Source organism: Albidovulum sp. (genome assembly GCF_008933605.1).
In the GTDB taxonomy this organism is placed as follows: domain Bacteria; phylum Pseudomonadota; class Alphaproteobacteria; order Rhodobacterales; family Rhodobacteraceae; genus Albidovulum.
Genome location: NZ_WBUS01000040.1, coordinates 1 through 23,205 on the forward strand (window position 1 = coordinate 1; position 23,205 = coordinate 23,205).

General features: G+C 67.4%; 26 protein-coding genes, 1 tRNA gene, 1 pseudogene and 1 riboswitch. Of the genes and pseudogenes, 11 read left to right on the top strand and 17 right to left on the bottom strand.

Translation table 11 applies throughout. From position 1 onward, the window contains the following. Window positions 1-392 (bottom strand): DUF721 domain-containing protein (locus F9K34_RS07580; RefSeq protein ID WP_291336310.1); only part of this gene is annotated, 392 nt, incomplete at its 3' end. A gap of 84 nt (window positions 393-476) precedes the next feature. On the opposite strand from F9K34_RS07580, the gene mutY reads away from it, so the two are divergent. Further along, entirely contained in the window at window positions 477-1,538 is a 1,062-nt protein-coding gene (gene mutY, locus F9K34_RS07585) for an A/G-specific adenine glycosylase (RefSeq protein ID WP_291336311.1), read from the top strand. Between the two features lie 51 nt (window positions 1,539-1,589). Beyond that, on the top strand, window positions 1,590-2,732 hold the full coding sequence (locus F9K34_RS07590; protein ID WP_291336312.1) for an alkane 1-monooxygenase: 1,143 nt from the start codon (window positions 1,590-1,592) through the stop codon (window positions 2,730-2,732). Window positions 2,733-2,834: 102 nt separating this feature from the next. Here the strand turns inward: F9K34_RS07590 and F9K34_RS07595 are convergent, their stop codons facing one another. From F9K34_RS07595 to F9K34_RS07605, 3 genes are all read right to left on the bottom strand, one after another. Next, on the bottom strand, window positions 2,835-3,947 hold the full coding sequence (locus F9K34_RS07595; protein WP_291336313.1) for a site-specific DNA-methyltransferase: 1,113 nt from the start codon (window positions 3,945-3,947) through the stop codon (window positions 2,835-2,837). An 84-nt stretch (window positions 3,948-4,031) separates the two neighbouring features. Then, window positions 4,032-4,667, bottom strand: a complete 636-nt coding sequence (locus tag F9K34_RS07600) for a ribonuclease HII (RefSeq protein WP_291336314.1) — start codon at window positions 4,665-4,667, stop codon at window positions 4,032-4,034. Between the two features lie 128 nt (window positions 4,668-4,795). After that, window positions 4,796-5,281, bottom strand: coding sequence for a hypothetical protein (locus tag F9K34_RS07605; protein WP_291336315.1), 486 nt, complete (start codon window positions 5,279-5,281; stop codon window positions 4,796-4,798). A gap of 172 nt (window positions 5,282-5,453) precedes the next feature. Here F9K34_RS07605 and F9K34_RS07610 point away from each other — a divergent pair, with 172 nt between their 5' ends. The 4 genes from F9K34_RS07610 (at window position 5,454) to F9K34_RS07625 (ending at window position 8,886) form a co-directional block, all read left to right on the top strand. Beyond that, complete coding sequence (locus F9K34_RS07610; protein ID WP_291336316.1) at window positions 5,454-5,702, top strand: hypothetical protein; 249 nt, start codon at window positions 5,454-5,456, stop codon at window positions 5,700-5,702. Window positions 5,703-5,721: 19 nt separating this feature from the next. Continuing rightward, the gene (locus tag F9K34_RS07615) at window positions 5,722-6,429 is read left to right on the top strand and encodes a winged helix-turn-helix domain-containing protein (RefSeq protein ID WP_291336317.1); all 708 of its coding nucleotides are present in this window, start codon (window positions 5,722-5,724) and stop codon (window positions 6,427-6,429) included. A gap of 68 nt (window positions 6,430-6,497) precedes the next feature. Further along, window positions 6,498-7,592 (top strand): carboxynorspermidine decarboxylase, encoded by a 1,095-nt coding sequence (locus F9K34_RS07620; RefSeq protein WP_291336318.1) that lies wholly within the window; start codon window positions 6,498-6,500, stop codon window positions 7,590-7,592. A gap of 52 nt (window positions 7,593-7,644) precedes the next feature. Further along, on the top strand, window positions 7,645-8,886 hold the full coding sequence (locus tag F9K34_RS07625; protein WP_291336319.1) for a saccharopine dehydrogenase family protein: 1,242 nt from the start codon (window positions 7,645-7,647) through the stop codon (window positions 8,884-8,886). A gap of 4 nt (window positions 8,887-8,890) precedes the next feature. On the opposite strand, the gene F9K34_RS07630 is transcribed toward F9K34_RS07625, so the two are convergent. The 4 genes from F9K34_RS07630 to F9K34_RS07645 form a co-directional block, all read right to left on the bottom strand. Next, window positions 8,891-9,625, bottom strand: coding sequence for a heparan-alpha-glucosaminide N-acetyltransferase (locus F9K34_RS07630; protein ID WP_291336320.1), 735 nt, complete (start codon window positions 9,623-9,625; stop codon window positions 8,891-8,893). A gap of 319 nt (window positions 9,626-9,944) precedes the next feature. Beyond that, the gene (locus F9K34_RS07635; protein ID WP_291336321.1) at window positions 9,945-10,541 is read right to left on the bottom strand and encodes a VOC family protein; all 597 of its coding nucleotides are present in this window, start codon (window positions 10,539-10,541) and stop codon (window positions 9,945-9,947) included. 105 nt (window positions 10,542-10,646) lie between these two features. Next, window positions 10,647-10,722, bottom strand: a tRNA-Arg gene (locus F9K34_RS07640). A 48-nt stretch (window positions 10,723-10,770) separates the two neighbouring features. Further along, the gene (locus F9K34_RS07645; protein WP_291336322.1) at window positions 10,771-11,391 is read right to left on the bottom strand and encodes a phosphoribosyltransferase; all 621 of its coding nucleotides are present in this window, start codon (window positions 11,389-11,391) and stop codon (window positions 10,771-10,773) included. Window positions 11,392-11,641: 250 nt separating this feature from the next. Here F9K34_RS07645 and F9K34_RS07650 point away from each other — a divergent pair, with 250 nt between their 5' ends. Both F9K34_RS07650 and F9K34_RS07655 read left to right on the top strand, forming a co-directional pair. Beyond that, window positions 11,642-12,817, top strand: a complete 1,176-nt coding sequence (locus F9K34_RS07650; RefSeq protein WP_291336323.1) for a site-2 protease family protein — start codon at window positions 11,642-11,644, stop codon at window positions 12,815-12,817. Window positions 12,818-12,866: 49 nt separating this feature from the next. Then, a complete protein-coding gene (locus tag F9K34_RS07655) occupies window positions 12,867-14,408 on the top strand; it encodes a PAS domain S-box protein (protein ID WP_291336324.1) in 1,542 nt (513 codons plus the stop codon). On the opposite strand, the gene F9K34_RS07660 is transcribed toward F9K34_RS07655, so the two are convergent. Further along, window positions 14,385-15,164, bottom strand: a complete 780-nt coding sequence (locus tag F9K34_RS07660) for a response regulator (RefSeq protein WP_291336325.1) — start codon at window positions 15,162-15,164, stop codon at window positions 14,385-14,387. The genes F9K34_RS07655 and F9K34_RS07660 overlap by 24 nt on opposite strands. 256 nt (window positions 15,165-15,420) lie before the next feature. Here F9K34_RS07660 and F9K34_RS19045 point away from each other — a divergent pair. From F9K34_RS19045 to F9K34_RS07675, 3 genes and pseudogenes are all read left to right on the top strand, one after another. Beyond that, window positions 15,421-15,582 (top strand): annotated as a pseudogene (locus F9K34_RS19045) (Crp/Fnr family transcriptional regulator); the annotation flags it as partial. A 147-nt stretch (window positions 15,583-15,729) separates the two neighbouring features. Further along, window positions 15,730-16,023, top strand: a complete 294-nt coding sequence (locus F9K34_RS07670) for a helix-turn-helix domain-containing protein (protein ID WP_291336327.1) — start codon at window positions 15,730-15,732, stop codon at window positions 16,021-16,023. Window positions 16,024-16,139: 116 nt separating this feature from the next. Next, entirely contained in the window at window positions 16,140-17,168 is a 1,029-nt protein-coding gene (locus F9K34_RS07675) for a LacI family DNA-binding transcriptional regulator (protein WP_291336328.1), read from the top strand. 15 nt (window positions 17,169-17,183) lie between these two features. Here F9K34_RS07675 and cobF read toward each other — a convergent pair whose 3' ends face one another. The 8 genes from cobF to cobM all read right to left on the bottom strand — a co-directional run bounded on the left by cobF (window position 17,184) and on the right by cobM (window position 23,123). Next, window positions 17,184-17,936, bottom strand: a complete 753-nt coding sequence (cobF, locus tag F9K34_RS07680) for a precorrin-6A synthase (deacetylating) (protein ID WP_291336329.1) — start codon at window positions 17,934-17,936, stop codon at window positions 17,184-17,186. 65 nt (window positions 17,937-18,001) lie between these two features. Further along, window positions 18,002-18,679, bottom strand: coding sequence for an energy-coupling factor ABC transporter permease (locus F9K34_RS07685; protein ID WP_291336330.1), 678 nt, complete (start codon window positions 18,677-18,679; stop codon window positions 18,002-18,004). Between the two features lie 65 nt (window positions 18,680-18,744). Beyond that, a complete protein-coding gene (locus F9K34_RS07690) occupies window positions 18,745-19,479 on the bottom strand; it encodes a CbtA family protein (protein ID WP_291336331.1) in 735 nt (244 codons plus the stop codon). A 24-nt stretch (window positions 19,480-19,503) separates the two neighbouring features. Continuing rightward, window positions 19,504-19,674, bottom strand: a complete 171-nt coding sequence (locus tag F9K34_RS07695) for a CbtB domain-containing protein (protein WP_291336332.1) — start codon at window positions 19,672-19,674, stop codon at window positions 19,504-19,506. Window positions 19,675-19,708: 34 nt separating this feature from the next. Further along, a riboswitch (cobalamin riboswitch) is annotated at window positions 19,709-19,927 on the bottom strand. A 61-nt stretch (window positions 19,928-19,988) separates the two neighbouring features. After that, window positions 19,989-20,312 (bottom strand): DUF1636 domain-containing protein, encoded by a 324-nt coding sequence (locus F9K34_RS07700; protein ID WP_291336333.1) that lies wholly within the window; start codon window positions 20,310-20,312, stop codon window positions 19,989-19,991. Between the two features lie 5 nt (window positions 20,313-20,317). Then, a complete protein-coding gene (gene cobA, locus F9K34_RS07705; protein WP_291336334.1) occupies window positions 20,318-21,037 on the bottom strand; it encodes a uroporphyrinogen-III C-methyltransferase in 720 nt (239 codons plus the stop codon). Continuing rightward, on the bottom strand, window positions 21,034-22,344 hold the full coding sequence (locus F9K34_RS07710; RefSeq protein ID WP_291336335.1) for a cobyrinate a,c-diamide synthase: 1,311 nt from the start codon (window positions 22,342-22,344) through the stop codon (window positions 21,034-21,036). Before F9K34_RS07710 ends, cobA begins: the two co-directional genes overlap by 4 nt. Beyond that, on the bottom strand, window positions 22,341-23,123 hold the full coding sequence (gene cobM, locus F9K34_RS07715) for a precorrin-4 C(11)-methyltransferase (RefSeq protein ID WP_291336336.1): 783 nt from the start codon (window positions 23,121-23,123) through the stop codon (window positions 22,341-22,343). Before cobM ends, F9K34_RS07710 begins: the two co-directional genes overlap by 4 nt. Window positions 23,124-23,205 lie beyond the last annotated feature (82 nt).

A 23,205-nucleotide genomic window follows, 5' to 3' on the forward strand; every position in this document is an offset into this window, starting at 1 on the left:
GCGGGGCGCGGGGCCGGCGCAAAGGCCACCTGCCCGTCGGCGAAACCCGAGGGCGCGGTCTGCGTCACCGACACGCGCGAGATTGCGTCGTAGCCATAGCAGGCATTCACCCTTTCGCGAATCTTGGGCACCTGCATCTGCAAGAGCGGCGCAGCCGACCCAGTGGTGAGGAGCGTCAGCGTCCCGCCCATTCCTTCCCGGCCGTAGCTGATCTTCACCGGCCGCGCGATGGCCGCGATCTCCTCGCCCACGACCTCCGCCCAGTGCGTCAGGAGCCGCGAAACCGCGAACCCACGAGACTCACCTGCCGCACGAATCCGGTCCTTGAGCAGCTTCGAGGCCGCCTCGAATCCCCGTCCCCTGCGTCTTGGCCCGCTTCCGGTCTGCTGCATGACTGTCCTTTCGCGCCCGCCCCGCTATCTTAGGGAAGCGGCGGGACGTTGCCCACTGGATTGCGAAGGACGGAGGCATAAAGATTGCGTGACGAGGTGATCGCCCCGGCGCTGCTCGCCTGGTACGACCGGTCCGCGCGGGTCATGCCCTGGCGCGTCGGGCCGGAGGAGCGCAGGGCGGGTGTGCGGCCCGATCCCTACCGGGTCTGGCTCTCGGAGGTGATGCTGCAGCAGACCACCGTGGCCGCGGTGCGTGACTACTTCCGCCGCTTCACCGAACGCTGGCCGGACGTGGCCGCACTGGCGGCGGCCGAGGATGGCGAGGTCATGGCGGAATGGGCGGGTCTCGGCTACTACGCCCGCGCGAGGAACCTGCTGAAATGTGCCCGGGCGGTTGCCGGCGATCACGGTGGCCGGTTTCCCGAGAAGCGCGACGCGCTCCTCGCCCTGCCCGGTGTCGGGCCCTACACGGCCGCCGCCATCGCCGCGATCGCCTTCGACGAGCCCGCGACCGTCGTCGATGGCAACGTCGAGCGCGTGGTGGCCCGTCTTTTCGCGGTCGAGACGCCGCTGCCCGCCGCCAAGCCGGAACTGACGGCCCTGACGGCGCGGCTGACGCCCAGGGAACTTCCCGGCGACTTCGCGCAGGCGATGATGGACCTCGGCGCCACGATCTGCACGCCCCGGAACCCGGCCTGCGGCATCTGCCCTCTCCGGTTCGCCTGCGCCGGTCACGCCACGGGGAGAGCGTCCGGTCTGCCAGTCAAGGCAGCGAAGCCGGAAAAGGCCACGAGGCACGGGGTCGCATTCGTCGGCGTCCGAGAGGACGGCGCGGTGCTGGTCGAGCGTCGGCCCGAACGCGGGCTTCTCGGCGGGATGCTCGGCTGGCCCGGCACGGATTGGGCCCTGTCAGAGCCTGTTGCCACACCTCCTGCCCCCGGACGCTGGCGGAATGCCGCGGGCGAAGTCCGCCACACCTTCACGCATTTCCACCTCAGGCTTTCGGTCATGACGGCACTCCTTCCACGCGACGCTGCGCCGGACCGCGGCCATTTCCGCCTGCGGTCCGAGTTCAGTCCCGCCGATCTGCCCACCGTCATGCGCAAGGTCCATGACCTTGCGTCCGCAGACATGGCCGATGATTGAGCGCGCGCCCAGGAGCGTTAGACTGCATCAAGACACCCGGGAGGATCGCCCATGTCCGCAACGAATGACGTCTCCCGGCTGGGGGCCGCGCTGCCCTTCTGGCTGTCGCTGGTGATGATCCCGCTGGCGCTTGCCGGTGCCTCCCTGGGGGGCTGGGCCGTCTTCCTCCTTCCCGTCTACGGCTGGATCGTGACCTCGATCCTCGACGCCATTGCGGGACTCGACCGCTCGAATCCGGACACCGACACGCCGGAGGAAAGCCTTTTCTGGTACCGCTTCATCACCCTCATCTGGTTCCCGGTGCAGGCTGGAACGCTTTACGGGCTCATCTGGTACGTGACCCATACCGATCATCTCGGCGCCTGGGAGAAGGTGGTCCTCTTCTTCGGGGTGGGAGTCATCACCGGCTCGGTCGGAATCACCTATGCGCATGAACTCATGCATCAGAAGAACCGGCTGGAACGCTGGCTCGGCGACCTCCTCCTGGCCACTGTCCTCTACAGCCACTTCCGGACGGAACACCTGCTCGTGCATCACCGCTACGTCGGCACCCCGCGCGACGCCGTGACCGCGCGCTACAACGAGGGCTTTCCGAGGATGTTCCTGCGGGTCCTGACGAAGGGGCCGGCCTCGGCCTGGCGGGCCGAGGGGCAGATGCTCGCACGGGCGGGCCGGGGTCCTCTGCACCCGTCGAACCCCTTCTGGCGCTACGGCGGGCTTCAGCTTCTGGCCCTTGCCCTCGCCTTTGCCATCGGCGGCTGGACCGGCGTCGCCCTCTTCCTGTGGCAGGCCCTGGCTGCAATCTGGCAACTCGAGCTCGTGAACTACGTCGAACACTACGGCCTGACGCGCCGCCACCTCGGCGAGGGGCGGTACGAACACGTCCTGCCCCGCCATTCCTGGAACGCCGACCACCGGGTGACGAACTGGCTGCTCATCAACCTGCAGCGCCATTCGGACCACCACTACAAGCCGGACCGCCGCTTCCCGCTCCTGCAGACCTATGATGCCGACGAGGCGCCGCAATTGCCCTTCGGATATCCGGCGATGACGGCGCTCGCGATGATCCCGCCGCTCTGGCGGCGGCGGATGAACCCGCGTGTCCGGGAGTGGCGCAGACGGCATTATCCCGACATCAGCGACTGGACCGCCTACAACCGCGGCACGCTTCCGATGCCGAGGGGCGCAAGCTGAAGCCATACTCAGCGGCCGAAAAAATCCCCGCCGGGGGTGCAATCCGGCGGGGTTCAGTTCGTGCCGTGGTTCAGGCCACAGGCACCGGCGGTAACCTTGAATTCAGTGGGGACGGCCGTCCTCCATCTCGGCACGGATCTGCTGTCGCAGCACGTCGATCGGCACCAGCTTGCCGTCGCGCCGGAAGTGCCAGTAGGTCCAGCCGTTGCACGAGGGGGCGCCTTCGAGATGCGCGCCGACCTGATGGATTGAGCCCTTCACGTCGGCACCGATCAGCGTGCCGTCGGCGCGGACCTTGGCGATGCCTCCGCGCGGCGAGACCAGCTCTTCCCCGGGCCGCAGCATTCCCCGCTCGACGACCTGGCCGAAGGGCACGCGCGGCTCGGCGCGCTTCGATGTGGTGGTTTCCAGTGCCGCGCGGTCGAACCTGCGCACCCGTGCGATGCGCCGCTCGGCCGCCGCGCGATAGGCCTCCTCGCGCTCGATCCCGATGAACTCCCGCCCCAGCATCTTGGCCACCGCGCCGGTCGTGCCGGTGCCGAAGAAGGGGTCGAGCACCACGTCGCCGGGGTTCGTCGTCCCGACGAGGATGCGGTGCAGGAGCGCCTCGGGCTTCTGGGTCGGATGGGCCTTGTCGCCCGCCTCGTCCTTCAGCCGCTCGCCTCCGGTGCAAAGCGGAATGACCCAGTCCGAGCGCATCTGCACACCCTCGTTCAGCGCCTTGAGCGCCTCGTAGTTGAAGGTGTATTTCCCGCCTTCGGATTTCGAGGCCCAGATCAGCGTCTCATGCGCGTTTGTCAGCCGCTTGCCGCGGAAGTTCGGCATCGGGTTCGACTTGCGCCAGACCACGTCGTTCAGGATCCAGAACCCCTGGTTCTGCAACTCCGTCCCCATGCGGAAGACGTTGTGGTAGGAGCCGATCACCCAGATCGCGCCGTTCGGCTTCAGAAGCCGCCGCGCCGCCGCCAGCCAGTCACGGGTGAAGCGGTCGTAGGTCGCGAAGCTGGCGAACTGGTCCCAATGGTCGTCGACCGCATTGACACGGCTGTTGTCGGGCCGGTGCAGGTCGCCGCGAAGCTGGAGGTTGTAGGGCGGGTCGGCAAAGATCAGATCGACGGAATCTGCCGGAAGCGACCGCATCACCCCGATGCAGTCGCCGGCCAGAATCTGGTTGAGCGGGAGGGCGATCGCCCCCTTCGTCACGGATTTCGTCATCACTGCCTCATCCCCGGCTTATGGCGCCGTTTGGTTGGACCCAAGATGAGTCAGCCGCGATTCGCCGTCAATTTCTTTTTTGAATCAACGGCTTATAGAAATCCCTTGGCACAAGATGTTGTGCACCGGCCGGAACGAACGCCTATGGTGTGGGGTCACACCGAGATTTTGCAGCGCGAGGAGATGATCTTTCGTCGGGTATCCGGCATTTCTGTCCCAGCCGTAGCCGGGATGCTGTTGCGCCAAATCCACCATCAGCCGGTCGCGCCAGACCTTGGCCACGATCGACGCGGCGGCAATCGAGGCGGAGCGGGCATCGCCCCTTACGATCGCCTCGGCGCTGATCGGAAGCCCGCGCGGCAGGCGGTTGCCGTCGATCAGGAGATGGTCGGGCGCCTCGCCGAGGCCGGCGATGGCACGGCACATGGCGAGGTGGCTCGCCTCGAGGATATTGAGAGCGTCGATCTCCGCCACGCTGGCCTCGGCGATGGACACGTCCGCCACGGCCCGGATCTCCTCGAAGAGCGCTGTGCGCCGGGGCGCGGTGAGCTTCTTGGAATCGTTGAGCCCCGCTGGAACCTTCGCCGGATCGAGCCGCACCGCGGCGGCGACGACGGGCCCCGAGAGCGGGCCGCGGCCAACCTCGTCCACCCCCGCGACCCGCCGGAACCCGCGGGCGCGGGCGGCGTTCTCGAAGGCTAGATCGGGCGCTTGCGACATGGGTTCACCTTGCGCGAAACCTCGCGGCCCGCAAGGTGCACATGAAAAAAGGGGCGGACGCAGGCGCGTCCGCCCCCCAGTTGCGGCGGGGGATGTTGGGGAACCCCTCCGCCGTCTGCTCGAAGGGATCAACGGGCCTCGGCGATCCGGTAGCCGTTCTGGCGCAGGCACCGGGTCCCATAGACCTTGCGGCTGCCCCAGCCGGCGTCGACCTCGAAGGCGCATTCGGCGGGAAGTTCACGGCGCAGGCCGAACTCTGTCAGGCAGCGGGCCGAGACGACGTCGCGCGGACCGCGCGAGCCGCGGAGTGAAAAGACGCATTCGGCGGGGATGGTGCGACGCTGCCAGCGATGCCTGTCGCGGCGCCAGTCGCGGTCGTCGCCGTAGAAGAAGTCGTCATCGTCGTAGCGATGCGCGACCTGCGGTGCGGGCTTCTTCTTGTTCTTGTTGGCCTCGTTGATGATGACACCGACCGCCGCGGCGCCCAGCAGCAGTGTCAGAAGGCGGCGGTCCTTGTCGTCCATCGCCGCAGCCGGGGCAGGAAGGACGGTGCCCAGGGCCAGCGCGGCAGCGACGAGAGTGGCGGTCAGTCGAGAGGTCAGTTGGCGGAACATCACGGCTCTCCATGATTGCGGCGGTGCGGACCCGCGGCCCGCATATTTCACGGACAAAGCCTGCGACCGTCCCGGCGGGGCAGGCAATAACGCCGGGCCGATAGGCGATAACGATGCGATCGGGTCAGAATTGTTATTGCCTAGCCCGGTGCGTCCGTCGCAGGCTGCGGGCATGAAAAAACCGCGTCTCCTTCCCGTTCTCGCGCTCGCCGCTTGCCTGGCCGCAGGGACGGCCGACGCCGCCTGTCAGGTTCAGTACAAGGCAAAGCGCGACAACCCGCTGAAGCTGGATTTCGGCACGGCGAGCCTGCCGGACGAGGCATGCGGGTCGAAAGATGCCGCCGCCGCCGCACTCGCGCCGCAGCTTGCCGCAAAGGGCTGGACGCTCCTTGCGATCGTCTCCATTGTTCCGGGCGGCTGACACCGCCGGAGAGACGCCCTTGAGCGAACAGACAACCAGCGCCGCCGCCGAGGCGCTTCGCGCAGGCAACCGCGTCGTCCTCTGGGGCATCGCCGCGATTGTCGTCATCCTCGCGCTAGCGGCGGTGCTGCTGTTCCTGTCGCTGCCCGATGCCAATGCCTTCAACGCGCGGGTGGAGCGCATCTTCGTCGAGAACGACGCGCTGACGACGGGCGACCAGATCAAGCTTCTGGAGATTCTCGCGCAATCGGGCACGACCTTTTCCGAGGTGCTGACCAGCTACCGGACTGTGATCTTCGTCCTGCTTGTCTTCTCGACCGCGCTTCTTGTCGCGGCGCTCGTCTTCCTCGTGATGATCGTCGGGCTGAACCGGCGGATGAACGAGATCCGGCGGCAGGGCATCCAGGTCTCGTCCCTTCTGATCAGCCGGGCGGAGAACGCGGTCGTGCTGAACGACATGGCCTTCAGCCTTACGCCCGCGGCCATCGAAACGCTCTCGGTCCTGGCCGAGGCGCGGATGGACGACGACATCCTGTCCGGGGCCGAGATCGAGGCGGTGATCTCGGGCAAGAACGCAGCCGATTGTGACGAGGCCTCCGGCGCGATGCGGATCAAGCGGCTGAGGGATGCGCTCGGCAACCAGATGGTGGCGGAGCTTCTGGTGAAGAACATCGCCCGGCGGGGCTACATGCTGTCGGTCGACAAGGACGCGATCCGCATGATCTGACCGGCCCTTGCGTGCCGGGGCGGGGGGGCCTATATCGGCGCCTCACTTTGGCCGGTGGGGGGATGCCCGTGATCCAGACACCCTTCTATCTGATCGACAAGGCGAAGCTGCTTCGCAACATGGAGATCATCGACCGGCTGCGCGCCGGGTCCGGCGCCAAGGCGCTTCTCGCGCTCAAGTGCTTCGCCACCTGGTCCGCCTTCGACCTGATGCGTGAACACATGGACGGCACGACCTCTTCCTCGCTCTACGAGCTTCGCCTCGGGCGCGAGAAGTTCGGCAAGGAGACGCACGCTTATTCCGTCGCCTGGGCCGATCACGAGATCGCCGAGGCGGTGGGCCATGCCGACAAGATCATCTTCAATTCGATCGGCCAGCTCGAACGCTTCGACAACCAATCGGCGTCGATCCAGCGCGGCCTGCGTCTGAACCCGCGCTTCTCGACCTCGGGCTTCGACCTTGCCGACCCCGCGCGGCCTTTCTCGCGGCTGGGCGAATGGGATGCGGAAAAGATCGCGCAGGTGGTCGACCGTATTGCCGGCTTCATGATCCACTACAATTGCGAGAATCGGGATTTCGACCTCTTCGACCGGCAGCTCGGCCGGATCGAGACCGAATTCGCCAGCCTTCTGGAAAAGGTGCAATGGGTCAGCCTCGGCGGCGGCATCCATTTCACCGGCGAGGGCTATCCGGTCGACGGCCTCGCCGCGCGGCTGAGGGCATTTTCGGACCGGTTCGGCGTGCAGGTCTATCTGGAGCCGGGCGAGGCGGCGATCACGAACTCGACGACGCTCGAGGTGACGGTGCTGGACCTCCTCAACAACGGCAAGGACCTAGCCATCGTGGATTCCTCGATCGAGGCGCACATGCTCGATCTCCTGATCTACCGCGAAAAGGCGAAACTGCCGCAGGCGGGCGATCACGAATATCAGGTCTGCGGCAAGTCCTGCCTCGCGGGTGACATCTTCGGCGATGCGCGGTTCGAACGCCCGCTGAACGTGGGCGACCGGATCTCGGTCGCCGATGCCGCCGGCTATACGATGGTGAAGAAGAACTGGTTCAACGGCGTGAACATGCCGTCGATCGCCGTCAGGGAACTCGACGGGTCGGTTCGGCTTGTCCGCGAATTCGGCTACGAGGACTACGCCTCAAGCCTGTCGTGAGAGTGTCACACTCTCCCCTTCCTCTGGCCCCTGGAACAAGGAGACAGCCGAAGTGAAACGAAACGTGCTCATCATCGGCGCGGGCGGCGTCGCGCAGGTCGTGGCGCACAAGTGCGCGCAACACAACGACCTGCTGGGCGACCTGCACATCGCCTCGCGTACGCTGGCCAAATGCGAGGCGATCATCGCCTCGGTCCGCGACAAGGGCGCGATGAAGGTGCCGGGCACGTTTCAGGCGCACGGGGTCGATGCGATGGACACCGCCGCCGTCGCCGCACTCATTCGCGCGACCGGTTCCCAGATCGTGATCAACGTGGGTTCCGCTTTCGTCAACATGTATGTGCTCGACGCCTGCATCCAGACGGGGGCGGCCTACATGGACACCGCCATTCACGAGGACCCTGCAAAGATCTGCGAGACGCCGCCCTGGTACGGCAATTACGAATGGAAGCGGCGCGCGGCCTGCGAAAAGGCCGGCGTGACCGCCATCCTTGGCGTGGGCTTCGACCCCGGCGTGGTCAACGCCTACGCGCGGCTGGCCGAGGAGGAATACCTCGACAGGATCGAGAGCATCGACATCGTGGACATCAACGCCGGCTCGCACGGCCGCTGGTTCGCGACCAACTTCGACCCGGAGATCAACTTCCGCGAGTTCACCGGCACCGTCTGGTCATGGCAGGACGGCGCCTGGCAGGCGAACCGCATGTTCGAGGTGGGCCGCGAGTGGGACCTTCCGGTGGTCGGAAAGCAGAAGGCCTATCTCACCGGCCATGACGAGGTGCATTCGCTTTCCGCCCGCTACCCGGAGGCAGACGTACGTTTCTGGATGGGCTTCGGCGATCACTACATCAATGTCTTCACCGTCCTGAAGAATCTCGGCCTGCTCTCCGAAAAGCCGGTCAGGACGGCCGAGGGACAGGAGGTGGTGCCGCTCAAGGTCGTGAAAGCGGTGCTGCCCGATCCGGCCAGCCTCGCCCCCGACTACACCGGCAAGACCTGCATCGGCGACTTCGTCAAGGGGGCCAAGGACGGAAGGCCGGCCGAGATCTTCATCTACAACGTCGCCGACCACAGGGAAGCCTATGAGGAAGTGGGGTCGCAGGGCATTTCCTATACCGCAGGCGTCCCGCCGGTTGCCGCCGCGATCCTGATCGCGCAGGGCGTCTGGGACGTGAAAAAGATGGCCAATGTCGAGGACCTCGACCCCCGGCCCTTCATCAGCCTTCTGAACCGGATCGGTCTGCCGACGCGGGTGAAGGATGCCGCGGGCGACCGGCCGGTGGACTTCGGCTGACGGATCACCCCGGGCCCGCAATCCGCGTGAAGGCCCAGACAAGTGCGATGAGCACCGGCTGATGCACTAGGTAGACCGCAAGGCTGTGGCGCCCGGCCCAACCGAGCGCCCGGGCGATTGCGCCCGGGGGCGGGTGCCTGCCCAGCGCCGCGAGAACCCCCGTTCCAGCAGCGATCTTCGCGGCGGCGATCCCCGCGAGAAGGGGCGCGACCCAAGGAAGGAACGGCTCGAAATCGACGGACCTTATGCCGTAGGTCGTGAGCCCGAGCCATGCGAGCCAAGGGGCGTCGAGCGCCCCGGTCCGAAGAAACTGCGGCGCGGCGAGAGCCAGGGCCGAGGCAGCGAGCGTGGCTGCGGCCGGCAGGCGCAGGAACAGGAGCCCCGCCACGCTCGCCGCCGCAATGGAATGCAGGATGCCAAAAAAGACGAACGTGGCAGGGTCCGCCGCAAAGGTCGCGGCCGATACCAGCGCCGCGCCGCCGAGGATCCTCGCGAGGCGCCGCCCGAATGCCGGCAAGCGGATACCCTGCCCGTGGCCGAGCCACAGGCTGACGCCGGCGAGGAAGAAGAAGCTTGCCGCGATCGCCCGCGCGTATATCCAGAAGAACCCGGTCGTCGTCGTGCCGGCCGGAACGAGCCCGAAGAACTCCAGGTCGAACGTGAGGTGAAAGCTCGCCATGGCCACAAGCGCCAGGCCCCGGGCGAGGTCCAGAACCGCGATCCGCCCCTGCGCCTGCACTTGTCCTTGCCCCGCCTGCCCTGTCCTTGACGACGAAGATTAGGGGGGTCGCGGGACGATGGCCAGCGGCGATCCCATCCGGGTCCTCCAGACAGGCGCGCCACGGCATGTTCTCTGGCCATGGCATTCGGACCATGCGGTTTAAGCAGCAGGGCGGTTGCCATTGGGGACCACAGCGCGCCAAGGCCGCGCCGGCTGATCCGCGCCATTGCCACGGAGACTTCCCACACCGGAACACACCCTTTCGCCACCTCCACCTGCGCGGGCCTGGCGCCCAGGAACTTCTTGCGGGCGCGGTGAGCCCGACGGGCTCAGTCTCTCAGTCGAACGTCTCGCCGTAGGGGTCCTTAGGCCCGCGATCAGCGGAGAGCGAGCCCTGCCGGCGCGCTATGAGTCGTTCGATGGCGTCGGCGACATGGATGTCGGCGATGGCGTATTCGGATCGCTCCACCCGGACCAAGTGCGCCTCGTGCAGCACATCCGCGTGGGAAAAGCCGAAGGGCGGCTCGAACTTGTAGCTCGCCAGTTCGATCAGCAGACCCATCGGGTCGCGGAAATAGATCGAGTCCATGAAGCCCCGGTCCTTCACCCCGGAATGGCCGATGCCGCGTTCGTCGAGCCGTTCTACCGCATGGAGGAAAACCGCGCGCGACACGGCGAATGCCAGGTGATGGACCTCGCCCGGGGCGGGGCGCTTGGGGCGACTGGATCCCACCCTGTCCTCGTTGGTGAAGATGGTGATGAGCCGACCGTCGCCGGGGTCGAAGTAGAGGTGCCCCTCGCCGGGATTGTCGAGGTTCGGCTGATCGAAGACGAAAGGCATGCCAAGCAGCCCCTCCCAGAAGTCGATAGAGGTCTGCCGGTCGGCGCCGAGCAGCGTAATGTGGTGGACCCCCTGAACCTGGAGCTTGCGCATCATTCCCTCCCGCCATGACGGGGCGAGCATAGCAGGCCGCGCGGCAATTGCCCTCCCCCGTCCCGCACAGAGGACGTGCGGCGCCACGGATCTTGGGGCATTGGCTGGCGGCCCCGACAGGATTCGAACCTGTGACCTACCGCTTAGGAGGCGGTCGCTCTATCCCCTGAGCTACGGGGCCGCGCAGGGTCTGGATAGAGGCGCACCCCCCGTTTGGCAAGCGCGGAGGTCATGCGGATGCACCGGGCGGCGCGGCCGCCATCAGGCGCACGACCTCCTCGTCGGTCGTCTGGGCGAAATGCGCGTAGAACGCACCGACCGCATCGAAGAAGGCAGGCTGCGTCGGGCAGATCACCTCGTCGACTTCGGGCCGCAGGAGGGCCAGCGAGTCCGGCGCGGCGACCGGCACGGCCAGGACGATGCGTGCGGGGTTCTTGCCGGCGATTGCCCGAAGGGCGGCCCGCATCGTCGCCCCGGTCGCGATGCCGTCATCCACCACGATGGCGGTCCGCCCCTCCAGGGCCACATGCTTGCGGCCCTGGAGGTAGGTTGTCCGTCGTTTGGCGATCGTTTCAAGCTCGGGGTCGGCAAGGCGCTCGATGTCCCGGCGATCGAATCCGGCGTGGCGGGCGATCTCGTCGTTCACGACGATCTCCGGGCGATCGCCATCCACCACGGCCCCCATCGCGAGTTCCCGGTGTCCGGGAACGCCGATCTTGCGGACCATGATCAGGTCCAGGGGCGCGCCGATTCGCTTCGCGATCTCGGCGGCGACGGGCACGCCGCCGCGCGGGAGGGCGATCACGACGGGGCGTTCAAAACTCCGGCGCGCGACGAGATCGGCCAGCACCTGCCCCGCCTCGATACGGTCGCGGTATCTGTCCATGCGCGCCTCCGCCCGGTCTTATGCAGACTAGCGGAGGTTGGGCCGGGGTCCTTGATCTTCATCAACGGCGCCGCAAACCGCCTGCACGGGGGCGCATGGCAATCCCCGCTGACGACGATTCGCGCAAATCAGGTTCGGCTTGATCGGCGTCAGTCGTGTGCCGGTCGCGTCTCCTATGATCGTGGATGCGGCAACGAGTGCGTGGAGCGGGCTGATGTTTTCCAAGCCGGTCCGGATTTTGGAGATCTTCGGTTTCCAGATCAGGGTGGATCCGAGTTGGCTGCTGATCGCCGCCCTGGTGGTCTGGACCCTATCGGGGAGCTATTTCCCGGCCAAGGTGCCCGGTCTTCGCCCGGGCGACTACCTCGGCCTCGGTCTCGTCGCGGCGGCTGCATTCTTCGGCGGGCTCATCCTGCACGAACTGGCGCATTCGCTCGTCGCGCGGCGTTTCGGCCTGAAGGTCGGGGGCATCACCCTCTTCATATTCGGCGGCGTCGCCGAGCTTGACGAAGAACCGGCGAGCGCGCGGTCGGAGTTCTGGATCGCCATTGCCGGCCCGGTGATGAGCCTTGCGCTGGCGGCCATCTGCTGGCTCGCGCACCTGACGCTCGAGGCAACCGATGTTTCGCCGCCGGTATTGGCGGTGCTCGATTACCTGGCGCTCATCAACCTTGTCCTGGCGGTCTTCAACCTCCTGCCGGCCTTCCCGCTCGACGGTGGCCGCGTGCTGCGGGCGGCCCTCTGGCAGAGGTCCGGCGACATCCTTGTGGCGACCCGTCAGGCGACCATGATCTCGGAGTTCCTTGCCTACGGGCTGATGACGATCGGCCTTGTCGCGCTTTTCTTCGGCAATACCGCCGGCGGGCTGTGGCAGGTGCTCATCGCATTCTTCCTGCTGTCCGCGGGGCGTGCCACCTACCAGCAGCTCGTCATGAAACTGGCGCTCGGCAAGCGGACCGTCGCCAGCATGATGACCCGCGACCCCATGGTGACGATCCCCGACGACACCCTGGCGCAGGTGGTTGACGGCATCATGCTCCCCAACGCGGTGAGCTTCCTTCCGGTGACGGAGGGGGACCTCCTCCTCGGCTATGTCGACACGGCTCTGATCCGGCGGATCGACCGGGAGAACTGGGACAGCACCCATGTCGCCGACATCTACATCACTGCGGACGCCGGCAACACGGTGCCGCCCACCTTGGCGGCGGAATCCTTGCTGCAACGGATCGCCGAAACCGGGCGGCGCAAGTTTCTCGTCGCCGAACAGCAACGTCTGGTCGGGGTGATCACGCTCACCGACCTTCTGTCCTACCTTGCCGTCCTGCAAGAAATCGGGATGGCGGGCCGCCCGCCGCTTCCCACGAGCGCCGGGGCGAGCGGCAATCGTTGACGCGGCAAGGCCGCGCGGCAACACTGCGCCGCACGACACCCGGGCGCAGATGATGCATGACGGCGACCTCAGCGGCGGAATTCTTGACGCGGTGCTCGATGCTGCCGTCGACGCGATCATCGTATGCGACGCGGCGGGGCATATTGTCCGCGCGAACATAGCCGCTGCGCGCCTTTTCGGATACGAGATCGACGCCATGCCGGGTCGGTCTGTCGAAGACCTGATGCCCGAGAGCGAACGCAGCCGCCATACGGCGGCAATGGAGCGCTACATCCGGACGGGCGAACCGCGCGTGATCGGTATCGGACGCGATGTAGAGGGGTTGCGCGCGGATGGAGCACTCTTTCCGCTGCACCTTTCGGTCGGCCACGCGCGCATCGACGACCGCGACTACTTCGTCGCCATCCTGCACGACCTTTCACGTCGCATCGCGGTCGAACGGTCCCTGCAGCAGGCGCAGCGGCTCGAGGCGCTCGGCGCGCTGACGGGCGGGGTGGCACACGACTTCAACAACATCCTCACCGTCATTTCGGGAAACCTCGAACTCCTCGACGGCTCGCTCTCCGACAAGTCCGCCCGCACGCTCGTCCACGACGCTATGGCGGCGGCAACGCTCGGCGCGGACCTCACGTCGAAGCTCCTCGCGCTTGGCCGGCGCAGCGTGCTGTCCCCCCGCCTCCTCGATCCGGCAGAGGTGACGGCCTCCACGCTGTCGCTCCTGAGACGGACAGCCGCACCGGGCGTCGATCTTCGCCTGGTGGCCGAACCCGGCGTCTGGTCGATTCGCGTGGATCAGACGCAGTTGCAGACCTCGATCATCAATCTCGCTCTCAACGCGCAGGACGCGATGCCAAACGGTGGCACCATCACGGTGGCGATCGGCAATGTGTCGGTCGATGACCGGTTTCTGGCGGACGAGGTGCATGTCGCGCGGGGCAATTACGTGCGCATATCGGTCAGCGATACCGGCGTCGGCATGGATGAAACGGCGCGGCGCAGGGCCTTCGAGCCGTTCTTCACCACCAAGCCGTCCGGTCGTGGCACCGGTCTCGGCCTGTCGATGGTCTACGGTTTTGCCGCGCAGTCGGGCGGTCACGCCACGCTCTACAGCGAACCGGGTCTGGGAACGACCGTGAGCCTCTATTTCCCGGCCGTGGCGAACGCCGCGGGCGCGGAGCTCCTGCCGCCCGGCATCGGGGTGGACTCGGAAGCCGGGCGTACGCCGGACCGCCGGGTCCTCGTGGTCGAGGACAACGACGCCGTGCGGCGCCTGTCGGTCGCGCGGCTGGAGGCGCTCGGCTACCGGACGATGGCGGCCGCGAACGCCGAGGAGGCCTTGGAATTGCTCGGAACCGACCCCGATGTCGATGTCGTCTTCGCCGACATCGTCATGCCGGGTTCGCTGAACGGCCACGACCTTGCGCGCAGGGTCGCGTCCGAACATCCCGATGTGTCGGTGCTTCTGACCTCGGGCTTCGCCGGCGGGATCGCTGCAACGGCGGCCGAGGAATTCCCCCTGCTCCAGAAGCCCTACAGGGAGTCGGACCTCGCCACGCGGCTCCGCATCCTACTGTCGCGACGCGGCGGGTGACACCGCGCGCGTCACGTGCGGCGTGAAGGTGTATCCGACCCCCCGTACCGTCTTGATGAACTTGGGGTCGCCCGCGACGGCCTCGATCTTCTTGCGGAGCCGGGCCACCTGGTTGTCGATCGTGCGGTCGAGCGGCGACCAAGCGGTACCGCTGACCAGATCCATGATCTGCTCGCGTGAAAGCACCCGGCGTGGACGTTCGAGAAACACCTGCAGAAGCCTGAAGTCGCCCGAGGTCAGCTCGATCGGTGTGCCCGATGGATCGAGGAGTTCCATCGTCGCGGGCCGCGCGACGAAGCCCTCGAAGGCGAGCGTCTCCTGGCCCTCCGGATCGGTAACGGTGCCCGGGGCGGCGGGCGCCTGCCCGGGCGAGTCGCCCGGCAGGCGCCGACCGGCCCGGCGCAGGACGGAACGGACGCGCGCCAGAACTTCCCGCAGGTGGAACGGCTTGGCGATGTAGTCGTCGGCGCCGAGTTCGAGCCCGACCACCCGGTCGATCACGTCGCCGCGCCCCGTGACCATGATGATCGGCACGTCGGACACCTGCCGCACCAGGCGTGCGATCTCGATGCCGCTTTCGCCACCGAGATTGAGATCGAGCGTAATGAGGTCCACACCGCCATCGTGCACCCGTGTCAGCACGTCCGCGACAGTCTCGCTCTCGATCACCCCATAGCCGTCGCCTTCGAGGCAGCGGCGGAGAAGCGCGCGTACTCCGGGCTCGTCGTCAACCACGAGAATCTTCGTAGCGGCCATGTCGACCCCGCGTGTCCATCCAGTGCTCAGTTCCGAAATAGATGGCGGCCCATCCGTGTCAACGTGCCGACCTAACCCGACGGCGGCGGAATACAATTTGATACACTGGTCGAGATACTGCGATTACCTTGCCATAGCAGCCTTCCCTCAAGCAACAGGGGGGGTCGCCATGCAGTCAGCCATGCTCAGACGGGTCCGGCCATTCGAGGATGCGGACGGCGTGCGCAGGCTGCCACGCACCTTGCCTTCGGACCCGATGCCACGCCGGCTCCGCCTCGGCCAACCGCTCTTCCATGAAGGCGACGGTGCGCACCATGTCTACCAGATCGGCACGGGTGTGATGCGACTTTCGCGCATGCAGACGGACGGGCGGCGCCAGGTCATTTCCTTTGCCTTTCCCGGCGATGTCGTCGGGCTGCCGGACTGCGGCCGGCACACAACCGAATGCGAGGCGATAACGGAGTGCGAGCTTCTCGCGCATCGCTTCCCCGATCATGCCGGGCCTGATCGGACTTCGGACAGACAACAGTTCCTGTTGGACGCGGCACTTCAGGAGATCCGTCGGTTGCAGGACCACTTCCTGCTGATCGGGCGCAGACTCGCGCTCGAAAGGACGGCTGCGTTCGTCACGCTGCTGCTCGACCGGATTGCCGAGCCCCTCGGCCGCTACCAGGTGGTGCGGCTGGCGATGAACCGGACAGACATCGCCGACTACCTCGGGCTGACGCCGGAGACAGTGAGCCGGTCCTTCACCGAGCTTCGGGGCCGGCGCATCCTGGCGCTCGACGACGCCAATACCGTCGTCGTCCTCGATCCCGCAAGACTCCGCAATCTTGCTGCCGGTCACACGGAAGCTTGAGACGGCCCGCCGGGCCCGGGGTTGTTAACGCTAAACATCGTGTGCTTCCGCACTTGGAGCCGCGCGACTTTGGCGCTAATCAGTAAGAATATTTCGCTGCGAGGGATGCTTCGGGAATGAACAATCAGGCCGAACCGCGCAGGACGCTGACATTGCGCGATGTTTCCGAAGCCTCCGGCGTATCGGAGATGACCGTAAGTCGCGTGCTTCGCAATCGTGGCGACGTGTCCGATTCCACCCGCGAACGCGTGCTGGAGGCGGCGCGGCGGCTCGGCTACGTTCCGAACAAGATCGCCGGGGCGCTCGCCTCGCAGCGGGTGAACCTTGTCGCGGTCGTCGTGCCGTCTCTGTCAAACCTCGTCTTTCCGGAAGTGCTGAGCGGCATTTCGGAAGAGCTGGAGGACAGTGGCCTTCAGCCCGTCTTCGGCGTGACGAACTATTCGTCCGAGCGTGAGGAGGCGGTGCTTTACGAGATGCTCTCGTGGCGGCCCTCCGGCGTCATCATCGCCGGGCTCGAACACAGCGACTCGGCCCGAGCCATGCTCCAGAACGCGGGCATCCCGATCGTCGAGATCATGGACGTGGACGGCGAGGCGATCGACTCGGTCGTCGGCATCTCGCACAAGCGCGCGGGGCTGGAGATGGCGCGGGCCATCGTGAAGGCAGGGTATCGCCGGATCGGGTTCCTCGGCACGAAGATGCCGCACGACCACCGGGCGCGGAAGCGGATGGAGGGGTTCGAGGCGGGCCTTGCCGAGGCGGGGCTGGAGCTTGCGGACCGGGAATTCTACTCTGGCGGGTCGGCCTTGCTGAAGGGGCGCGAGATGACGGAGGCAATCCTCAAGCGCAATCCGGATCTCGATTTCCTGTACTATTCCAATGACATGATCGGGGCTGGAGGGCTGCTCTACTGTCTCGAGAACGGGATCGACGTGCCGGGCAAGCTGGGACTCGCCGGGTTTAATGGCGTCGATCTCCTGGAAGGTTTGCCACGCCGCCTGGCCACGATGGACGCCTGCCGGCACGAGATCGGGCGGCGGGCGGCGGCAATAATCGCCGGGCACAGCGAAAGCGGTCTCATCGGCGGCGAGCGGGTGGAACTGACGCCGGTGCTTCAACCGGGCGATACGATCCGCCGAGACTGAGCCCGCGTCGTGGCCTCAGCCGCGGCGGAGAACATAGATATCCATGATCCAGCCGTGGCGCGCGCGCGCCTCCGCGCGCGCCACGACGATGCGCTCGGACAGGTCCGAAAGCGGGCCCGAGAGGAGGAGTTCGTTCTCCATCCCCAGGTAGGCGCCCCACCAGATCGTCACCCCGTCGGGCGCGATCGCCTGGAACGAGCATTCGCCATCGAGCATCACGGCTACGGTATCCACGTCCGAGGGCCAGCCGTGATCGCGCAACTGACGCCCCGTGGTAACGACGAAGGGCGCCCCGACCTCGTTGAGGGGCACCGCATGGGCCGCCGTCAGCATCTGAAGCGAAGTGATGCCCGGGACGACATGCACGGAGAGCGGCAGCACGCGCGCCACCCTTTCGGCAATCCGCAGGGTGCTGTCATAGAGCGACGGATCGCCCCAGACGAGCAACGCGACACGCCCCTTGGGTCCGATTTCGGCGAGGATAGTGTCTTTCCAGATCGCCGCAATGGCGTCGTGCCATTCCGTCACCCCGGCGTGATAGTCGGGGTTGGCCACATCCCGAACCGGCAGGTCGAACTCGGCGATCCGTGTTGTGGGACTGGAAATGGCCGCGGCGCAGATCTCGCGCCGGAGCTCTGCCAGATCTGCCTTGGAAGCACCCTTGCGGGGGATCAGGACGAGGTCACTGGCGTTCAACGCCTTGATCGCCTGACGCGTCAGATGGTCGGGGTTGCCGGTCCCGATGCCGATGAGATGAAGCTCGATCATGGGCGCGCTTCAACAACAAAAGCGCGCGGCCCGCAAGACGGGCCGCGCGCTTGCGGTTCCCCGGGTCACGCGAGCCGATGCAGGCGCCGCTCGAACAGCGCACCGCTGGTCAGATCGCGCAGGGACTTCGCGGCGGCAAGGACGGCGAGGTCGACGAGCGGCTCGATCAGGACCACCACCATGTAGGCCGCCCCGAAGCTCGCGACCGCGCCAATGTTCGCGGCGCCGAAGCCCTGGCCATAGAAGGCCCAGAAGCCCACCCAGGCGACGACACCTGCCTGATACGCGGTCGAGAGCGCGAGGGCCTGGCTGTAGCGCAGGTCGACATACGCGGTGTCGGGCGCGATGATCCGCCGCGCCAGCATGTGCAGGGCGAAGAGCGGCAAGAGAAGCGTCGTCACGTTCATGCCGTACTGAGGCAGGTCGAAGGGCGCGAAGAACAGGCCCTGCACAACGAGCCCGAGCGCAAGGCCGATGGCCGCCGGTGCCGCGCCGAAGAGCAGGAAAAGGGTCGAGCCGAGGATGAAGTGTACCTCGGATACGCCGACCGGGAAGTGCGGAAGAATCTGGAAGAACGTGAGCACCAGCCCGGTGGTGATCGCCGCTCGCCCGAGAACCGGCGCGGCGCCCGTTGCGCGTGCGGCGTTGAAGGTTTCGCGAAGGGCCAGTCCGCCGGCAGCGGCGGCGGTGGCGTAGCTCAGCGCGATCTTCGCGCCGTCGACAATACCCGGTTCGATATGCATGATGGTCTCCTTGAAGGATGGATCGGGACGCCGCGGACGCCGAACCGGCGCCCGCGGCCGTTCATTCACGCGGAGGCGCTCGACCAAAGCCGCCCGGCCAACCAGCCAAGTGCCGCCCAGACCACGAAGCCGACACCGAGCACCCGGCCCGCGAACGTGGCCGCAAGCTCCGGCGGCGCGACGCCGTAGAACTGGTCGAGTTGCGGTGCGCCTACAACATGCGGCGCGGCCAGGAGCGCCCCGCCCAGGGCCGCCGAAAGGGCCGTGCGCCCGTAGCCGAGAAGCGCGAGCCCCCCGCCGGTGGCGACCACCGTGGCAAGCCACCACATCTGCCGGGCGCCGAGATCGGCCGCGACCGATCCCGGAAGCTCGGGCGGAAGGCCCATCGCCGGGGCCAGTTGGAAGGCCGCGAACCCCGCAAGGCCCCAGAGCAGGCCTTCGCCCGGCGAAACCGTCCGGCCGAACTGTTCGGCCACGGCAAAGCCCGCAACGAGAAGGATGCCGTAGGCGGCGTAGATCAGCGCGGTGAAAAGCACCGTCAGCGCATTGCGCTGTAAGGCGCTTTCGGCGCCCGGATCGGCGGCACCATGAACATGGCTGCCGGCGGCTTCGCCGGCCGCATGGTCATGCCCCGTCGCGGCCGGAGCGGCCCCGGAGGTCTCGAAATGCACGAGCGCGCCGGATTCATATTGCTCACCCAGGAGAATCAGGTCCTGGACGAACGCGAAATGCAGCAGGGCCGCAAGCAGCCCCGCCGCAAAGCCGGCGATTAGCCCGCCGGCCAGCATGCGTCGGATCATCGGATCGTCAGTGTCCCGCCAGCCTCAGTGGCAGGGGAAGCCCGTCGCGTGGCGCATGTCGTGCGCGGCGTCATGCAGCGTCGCCGACTGGGCGTGGCCGGCCAGAAAGAGGACGGTGGCGCCGATCAGCGCTACAAAGACGATGGAAAGGGTGGCCGAACCGGATTTGGCGGCGGCTTTGGTTATCGCGGTCATGTTCATCTCCCTGCCGTCACACCCGACGGCGTTCGCGTTGCCGTTTCGCATGGCCGGTCTCCTGACTCGCGGGTCGCTGCGGCCTTTCCGCCTTCCCGGGGAACGCTCCCCAGTGGCTTCAGGAAGGCCGCTCGCCGCTTACAGTCGCGGGGGCGGTTGGGGCTTGGGGTGCCGCCTTTGGTCCACCCTACCCCATTCCCGTTTCAGTCCCGGCGCTTCGCGCCTTCAGGACACCATGCAGGCTCCATGTGTCACTATTCGTAAACGCGGGTCAAGGCGGATTGCGCCGCCGTCGGGGCGGGATGCGACCTTGATCATCCCGGGATGCGCGCCAGCGCCTTGTTCCTGAGTGATCCGAGCGGGCGCGCATCGGCAAGGTTGCCGTCCGGGCTCGCGCCATAGAGGCGCAGGAAGGCGATGAGGTTCGGGATATCCGCTGTGGTCACGTCGCCGAAGAGGTAGGCCGTCTTTCCAACCGCCCGCACCGCGACGGCCGAGGGTCGGGCGCAACCCGACATGCACTCTGTCTCGCCGACCGCATCGGCAAGTCCGGCCGTCTCGATGGCGGCGCGAAGCGCATCCGCCAGGCCCGCGCGCCCGGCCGGGCAGGACCGGCACACCGTCACCACGGCGTCCACGGGGCTCAGCCCTCTGCCAGCGGGCCGAGGAGAATCAGCGCAGGCCCGTCTCCGGCCTCGGCCGCGATCTGCGCCTCCATCGTCCCGAGCGTGCCGCGCACAAGCTTCTGGGCCGGCGTAGAGACGCTTTCGGCCAGCAGAGCAGGTGTCTCCGGCGGCATGCCGGCCACGCGCAGGCGGCGCGCAAGTTCTCCGAAAGTGCGCTTGCCCATGAAGACGACGGTCGTCGCCGTAGGGTCCGCCAGCGCGGCCAGGTTCAGATCCTCCGGCAGCGACCCGGTGACGTCGTGTCCCGTGATGAACTGCACGCGCCGCGCCGTCAGCCGCCGCGTCAGCGGGATACCCGCCGCCGCCGCGGCCGCCATCGCGGAAGGCACACCCGGCACGATCTCGTAGCCGACACCCGCCTCGCGGCAGGCGATGATCTCTTCCTCGAGCCGCCCGAAAAGGCCGCTGTCGCCGGACTTGAGTCGCACGACCTGTGCCCCGGTCAGCGCATAGTCGATGAGAAGCCGGCTCACGTGGTCCTGTTTCGCCGAGGGCCTGCCGGCACGCTTGCCGACACCGACGAGGTCGGCACCCGGCCGCGCATGCGCGAGGATCGGCCCCGCGGAGAGGTCGTCGAACAGCACGACATCCGCGGTCCGCAACCGCTCTGCCGCGCGCAGCGTCATGAGATCGGGGTCGCCGGGGCCGGAGGAGACGAAACTTACGAAGCCTCTCATGTCGCCTCCGCGATCAGGTGAAAGAACGTGCCGGTGGCGTGCCCTCGGCGCGAGCCCGTTTCGGGCACCGGCTCGCCATTGGCATCGGTAACGCGCGCCAGCGGCATATCGGGTTGGGCGAGAATCGTCGAGTAGTGAAACTCGTGCCCCCTGAGCCGCGCGCCGGGTCTGTGCCCGGGCATCTGCGCGGCGAGGTCGGCCAGCCGGTAGCCGAGGTGCATCCGGCGCTTCTCGAACGAGGTGACCAGGCCGAGAAGCCCGGCCATTGCATGCCGGCGCCCTTCGCGGTCGACGATTGCTTCGCCCATCGCCATGTATCCCCCGCACTCCCCATGCACGGGCCGGGTCTCGGCGAAACGCCGCAAGCCGCGCCGGAATCGAGCCGCCGCGGCCAGTTCCGGGCCGTGAAGCTCCGGATAGCCGCCCGGCAGCCAGCAGCAGTCCGCGGCGGCATCCGGCACCTCGTCAGCAAGCGGAGAGAAGGGCACGACTTCCGCCCCGGCGCGCCGCCAGCCGTCGAGAAGATGCGGGTAGACGAAGGAGAAGGCGGCATCGCGAGCAAGCGCGATGCGCTGGCCGGGGGGCGTGACAGGCACGGGCGCGGCGGCGTCCAGCTGCGTCCGGCCGGCGGCTGCCCGCAAGGCGTCGAGATCGAGGTTCGCCGCGATGAATGTGCCGGCCTCCGCCACGATCCGGTCGAGTTCCGGCGTCTCCTCGGCCTGGACAAGGCCGAGATGCCGTTCCGGCACCGAAACATCCGGGTTGCGCGGCAAGGCACCGAGGACGGCAATTCCCGCCGCCTCCATCCCTGCCCGGACCAGCATCTCGTGGCGGGGCGAGGCGACGCGGTTCAGGATCACGCCGGCGATGGCCACGTCGGGGCGCAGGACGGTGAATCCCAGGGCAACGGCCGCTGCCGACTGCGCCTGGCCCGAGACGTCGAGGACGAGCACGACGGGCCAGCCCGTCAGCGCCGCGAGATCGGCCGAGGCGCCGGTCCCGGCCTCGCCCGCCCGCGCCACGCCATCGAAAAGCCCCATGGAGCCCTCGGCAAGGATCAGGTCGGCGCCGTCAGCCGCCGCGACCACCCCGGCGATCCGGTCCCTGCCCATGGCCCAGGTGTCGAGGTTCACCGAAGCCCGACCGGAGGCCGCGCGATGGAAGGCCGGGTCGATGTAGTCCGGTCCGCTCTTGAACGGCTGGACGGTCAGGCCCGCCGCCCGGAACGCGGACAGAAGGCCGAGCGTCACCGTCGTCTTGCCGGTGCCCGAAGCGGGGGCGGAGATGATGAGGCCGGGGGGGATCATTCGCGGTCCGGGAACCTCGGATGGGTGCCGACGGGGCGGTACCGGCGGTCGTAATCGCCGGCATAGAGCCTGCTTTCGTCGAAATTCTCCGCCCCGATGGAGCGGCCGACGAAGATCAGCGCCGTACGCTCCATCTCCTCCCCGATCGCCGTCCGGAGCGTGGCGAGCGTTGCCCGGACGATGCGCTCATCGGGCCAGGAGGCACGCCAGATGACCGCGACAGGGCAGTCGCCGCCGTAATGCGGCGTCAGTTCCTTCACGACCTTGTCGAGCACATGGACCGAGAGGTGGATGGCGAGCACGGAGCCGGTACGGGCAAAGTTCTCCAGCGTTTCGCCGGGCGGCATGGCGGTCGCGCGGCCCGAGGTGCGGGTCAGGACGACAGACTGGACAACCCCCGGCAGCGTCAGTTCCGCACCCAGCGCGGCGGCACCGGCGGCGAAGGACGGCACGCCCGGTGTGACGTCATAGTCGATGCCGAGCGCGCGGAGGCGGCGAAGCTGTTCACCCATCGCCGACCAGACCGAGAGATCGCCCGAATGCAGCCGGGCGACATCCTGGCCGGCGGCATCTGCGGCCGCCATCTCGTCGATGATCGCGTCAAGCGACATCGGTGCGGTGTTGACGATCTTCGCCCCAGGCGGGCAGTGCGCCAGCACCGCCTCCGGCACGAGCGAGCCCGCGTAGAGACAGACGGGCGAGGCCGCGATCAGGTCCCGCCCCCGCAGCGTCAAAAGGTCCGCCGCGCCGGGCCCCGCGCCAATGAAATGCACCGTCATCCATCCGTCCTTTCTGCAATCGCCGCCGTCGCCAGCCCGTCCGCCGAGACCGCGCGCGGGGCCCGGCGCGGCGGACCTTTTG

What these genes read in the sequence shown, in the direction of transcription:
- F9K34_RS07590 (WP_291336312.1), top strand. Translation starts at nt 1,590, where the DNA reads ATGTCCGCAACGAATGACGTCTCCCGGCTGGGGGCCGCGCTGCCCTTC.
- F9K34_RS07660 (WP_291336325.1), bottom strand. Translation starts at nt 15,164, where the DNA reads ATGGCCGCTACGAAGATTCTCGTGGTTGACGACGAGCCCGGAGTACGC.
- cobM (WP_291336336.1), bottom strand. Translation starts at nt 23,123, where the DNA reads ATGACGGTGCATTTCATTGGCGCGGGGCCCGGCGCGGCGGACCTTTTG.
- cobA (WP_291336334.1), bottom strand. Translation starts at nt 21,037, where the DNA reads ATGAGAGGCTTCGTAAGTTTCGTCTCCTCCGGCCCCGGCGACCCCGAT.
- F9K34_RS07650 (WP_291336323.1), top strand. Translation starts at nt 11,642, where the DNA reads ATGTTTTCCAAGCCGGTCCGGATTTTGGAGATCTTCGGTTTCCAGATC.
- F9K34_RS07710 (WP_291336335.1), bottom strand. Translation starts at nt 22,344, where the DNA reads ATGATCCCCCCCGGCCTCATCATCTCCGCCCCCGCTTCGGGCACCGGC.
- F9K34_RS07635 (WP_291336321.1), bottom strand. Translation starts at nt 10,541, where the DNA reads ATGCGCAAGCTCCAGGTTCAGGGGGTCCACCACATTACGCTGCTCGGC.
- F9K34_RS07675 (WP_291336328.1), top strand. Translation starts at nt 16,140, where the DNA reads ATGAACAATCAGGCCGAACCGCGCAGGACGCTGACATTGCGCGATGTT.
- F9K34_RS07655 (WP_291336324.1), top strand. Translation starts at nt 12,867, where the DNA reads ATGATGCATGACGGCGACCTCAGCGGCGGAATTCTTGACGCGGTGCTC.
- F9K34_RS07610 (WP_291336316.1), top strand. Translation starts at nt 5,454, where the DNA reads ATGAAAAAACCGCGTCTCCTTCCCGTTCTCGCGCTCGCCGCTTGCCTG.
- F9K34_RS07685 (WP_291336330.1), bottom strand. Translation starts at nt 18,679, where the DNA reads ATGCATATCGAACCGGGTATTGTCGACGGCGCGAAGATCGCGCTGAGC.
- F9K34_RS07600 (WP_291336314.1), bottom strand. Translation starts at nt 4,667, where the DNA reads ATGTCGCAAGCGCCCGATCTAGCCTTCGAGAACGCCGCCCGCGCCCGC.
- F9K34_RS07695 (WP_291336332.1), bottom strand. Translation starts at nt 19,674, where the DNA reads ATGACCGCGATAACCAAAGCCGCCGCCAAATCCGGTTCGGCCACCCTT.
- cobF (WP_291336329.1), bottom strand. Translation starts at nt 17,936, where the DNA reads ATGATCGAGCTTCATCTCATCGGCATCGGGACCGGCAACCCCGACCAT.
- F9K34_RS07595 (WP_291336313.1), bottom strand. Translation starts at nt 3,947, where the DNA reads ATGACGAAATCCGTGACGAAGGGGGCGATCGCCCTCCCGCTCAACCAG.
- F9K34_RS07605 (WP_291336315.1), bottom strand. Translation starts at nt 5,281, where the DNA reads ATGTTCCGCCAACTGACCTCTCGACTGACCGCCACTCTCGTCGCTGCC.
- F9K34_RS07690 (WP_291336331.1), bottom strand. Translation starts at nt 19,479, where the DNA reads ATGATCCGACGCATGCTGGCCGGCGGGCTAATCGCCGGCTTTGCGGCG.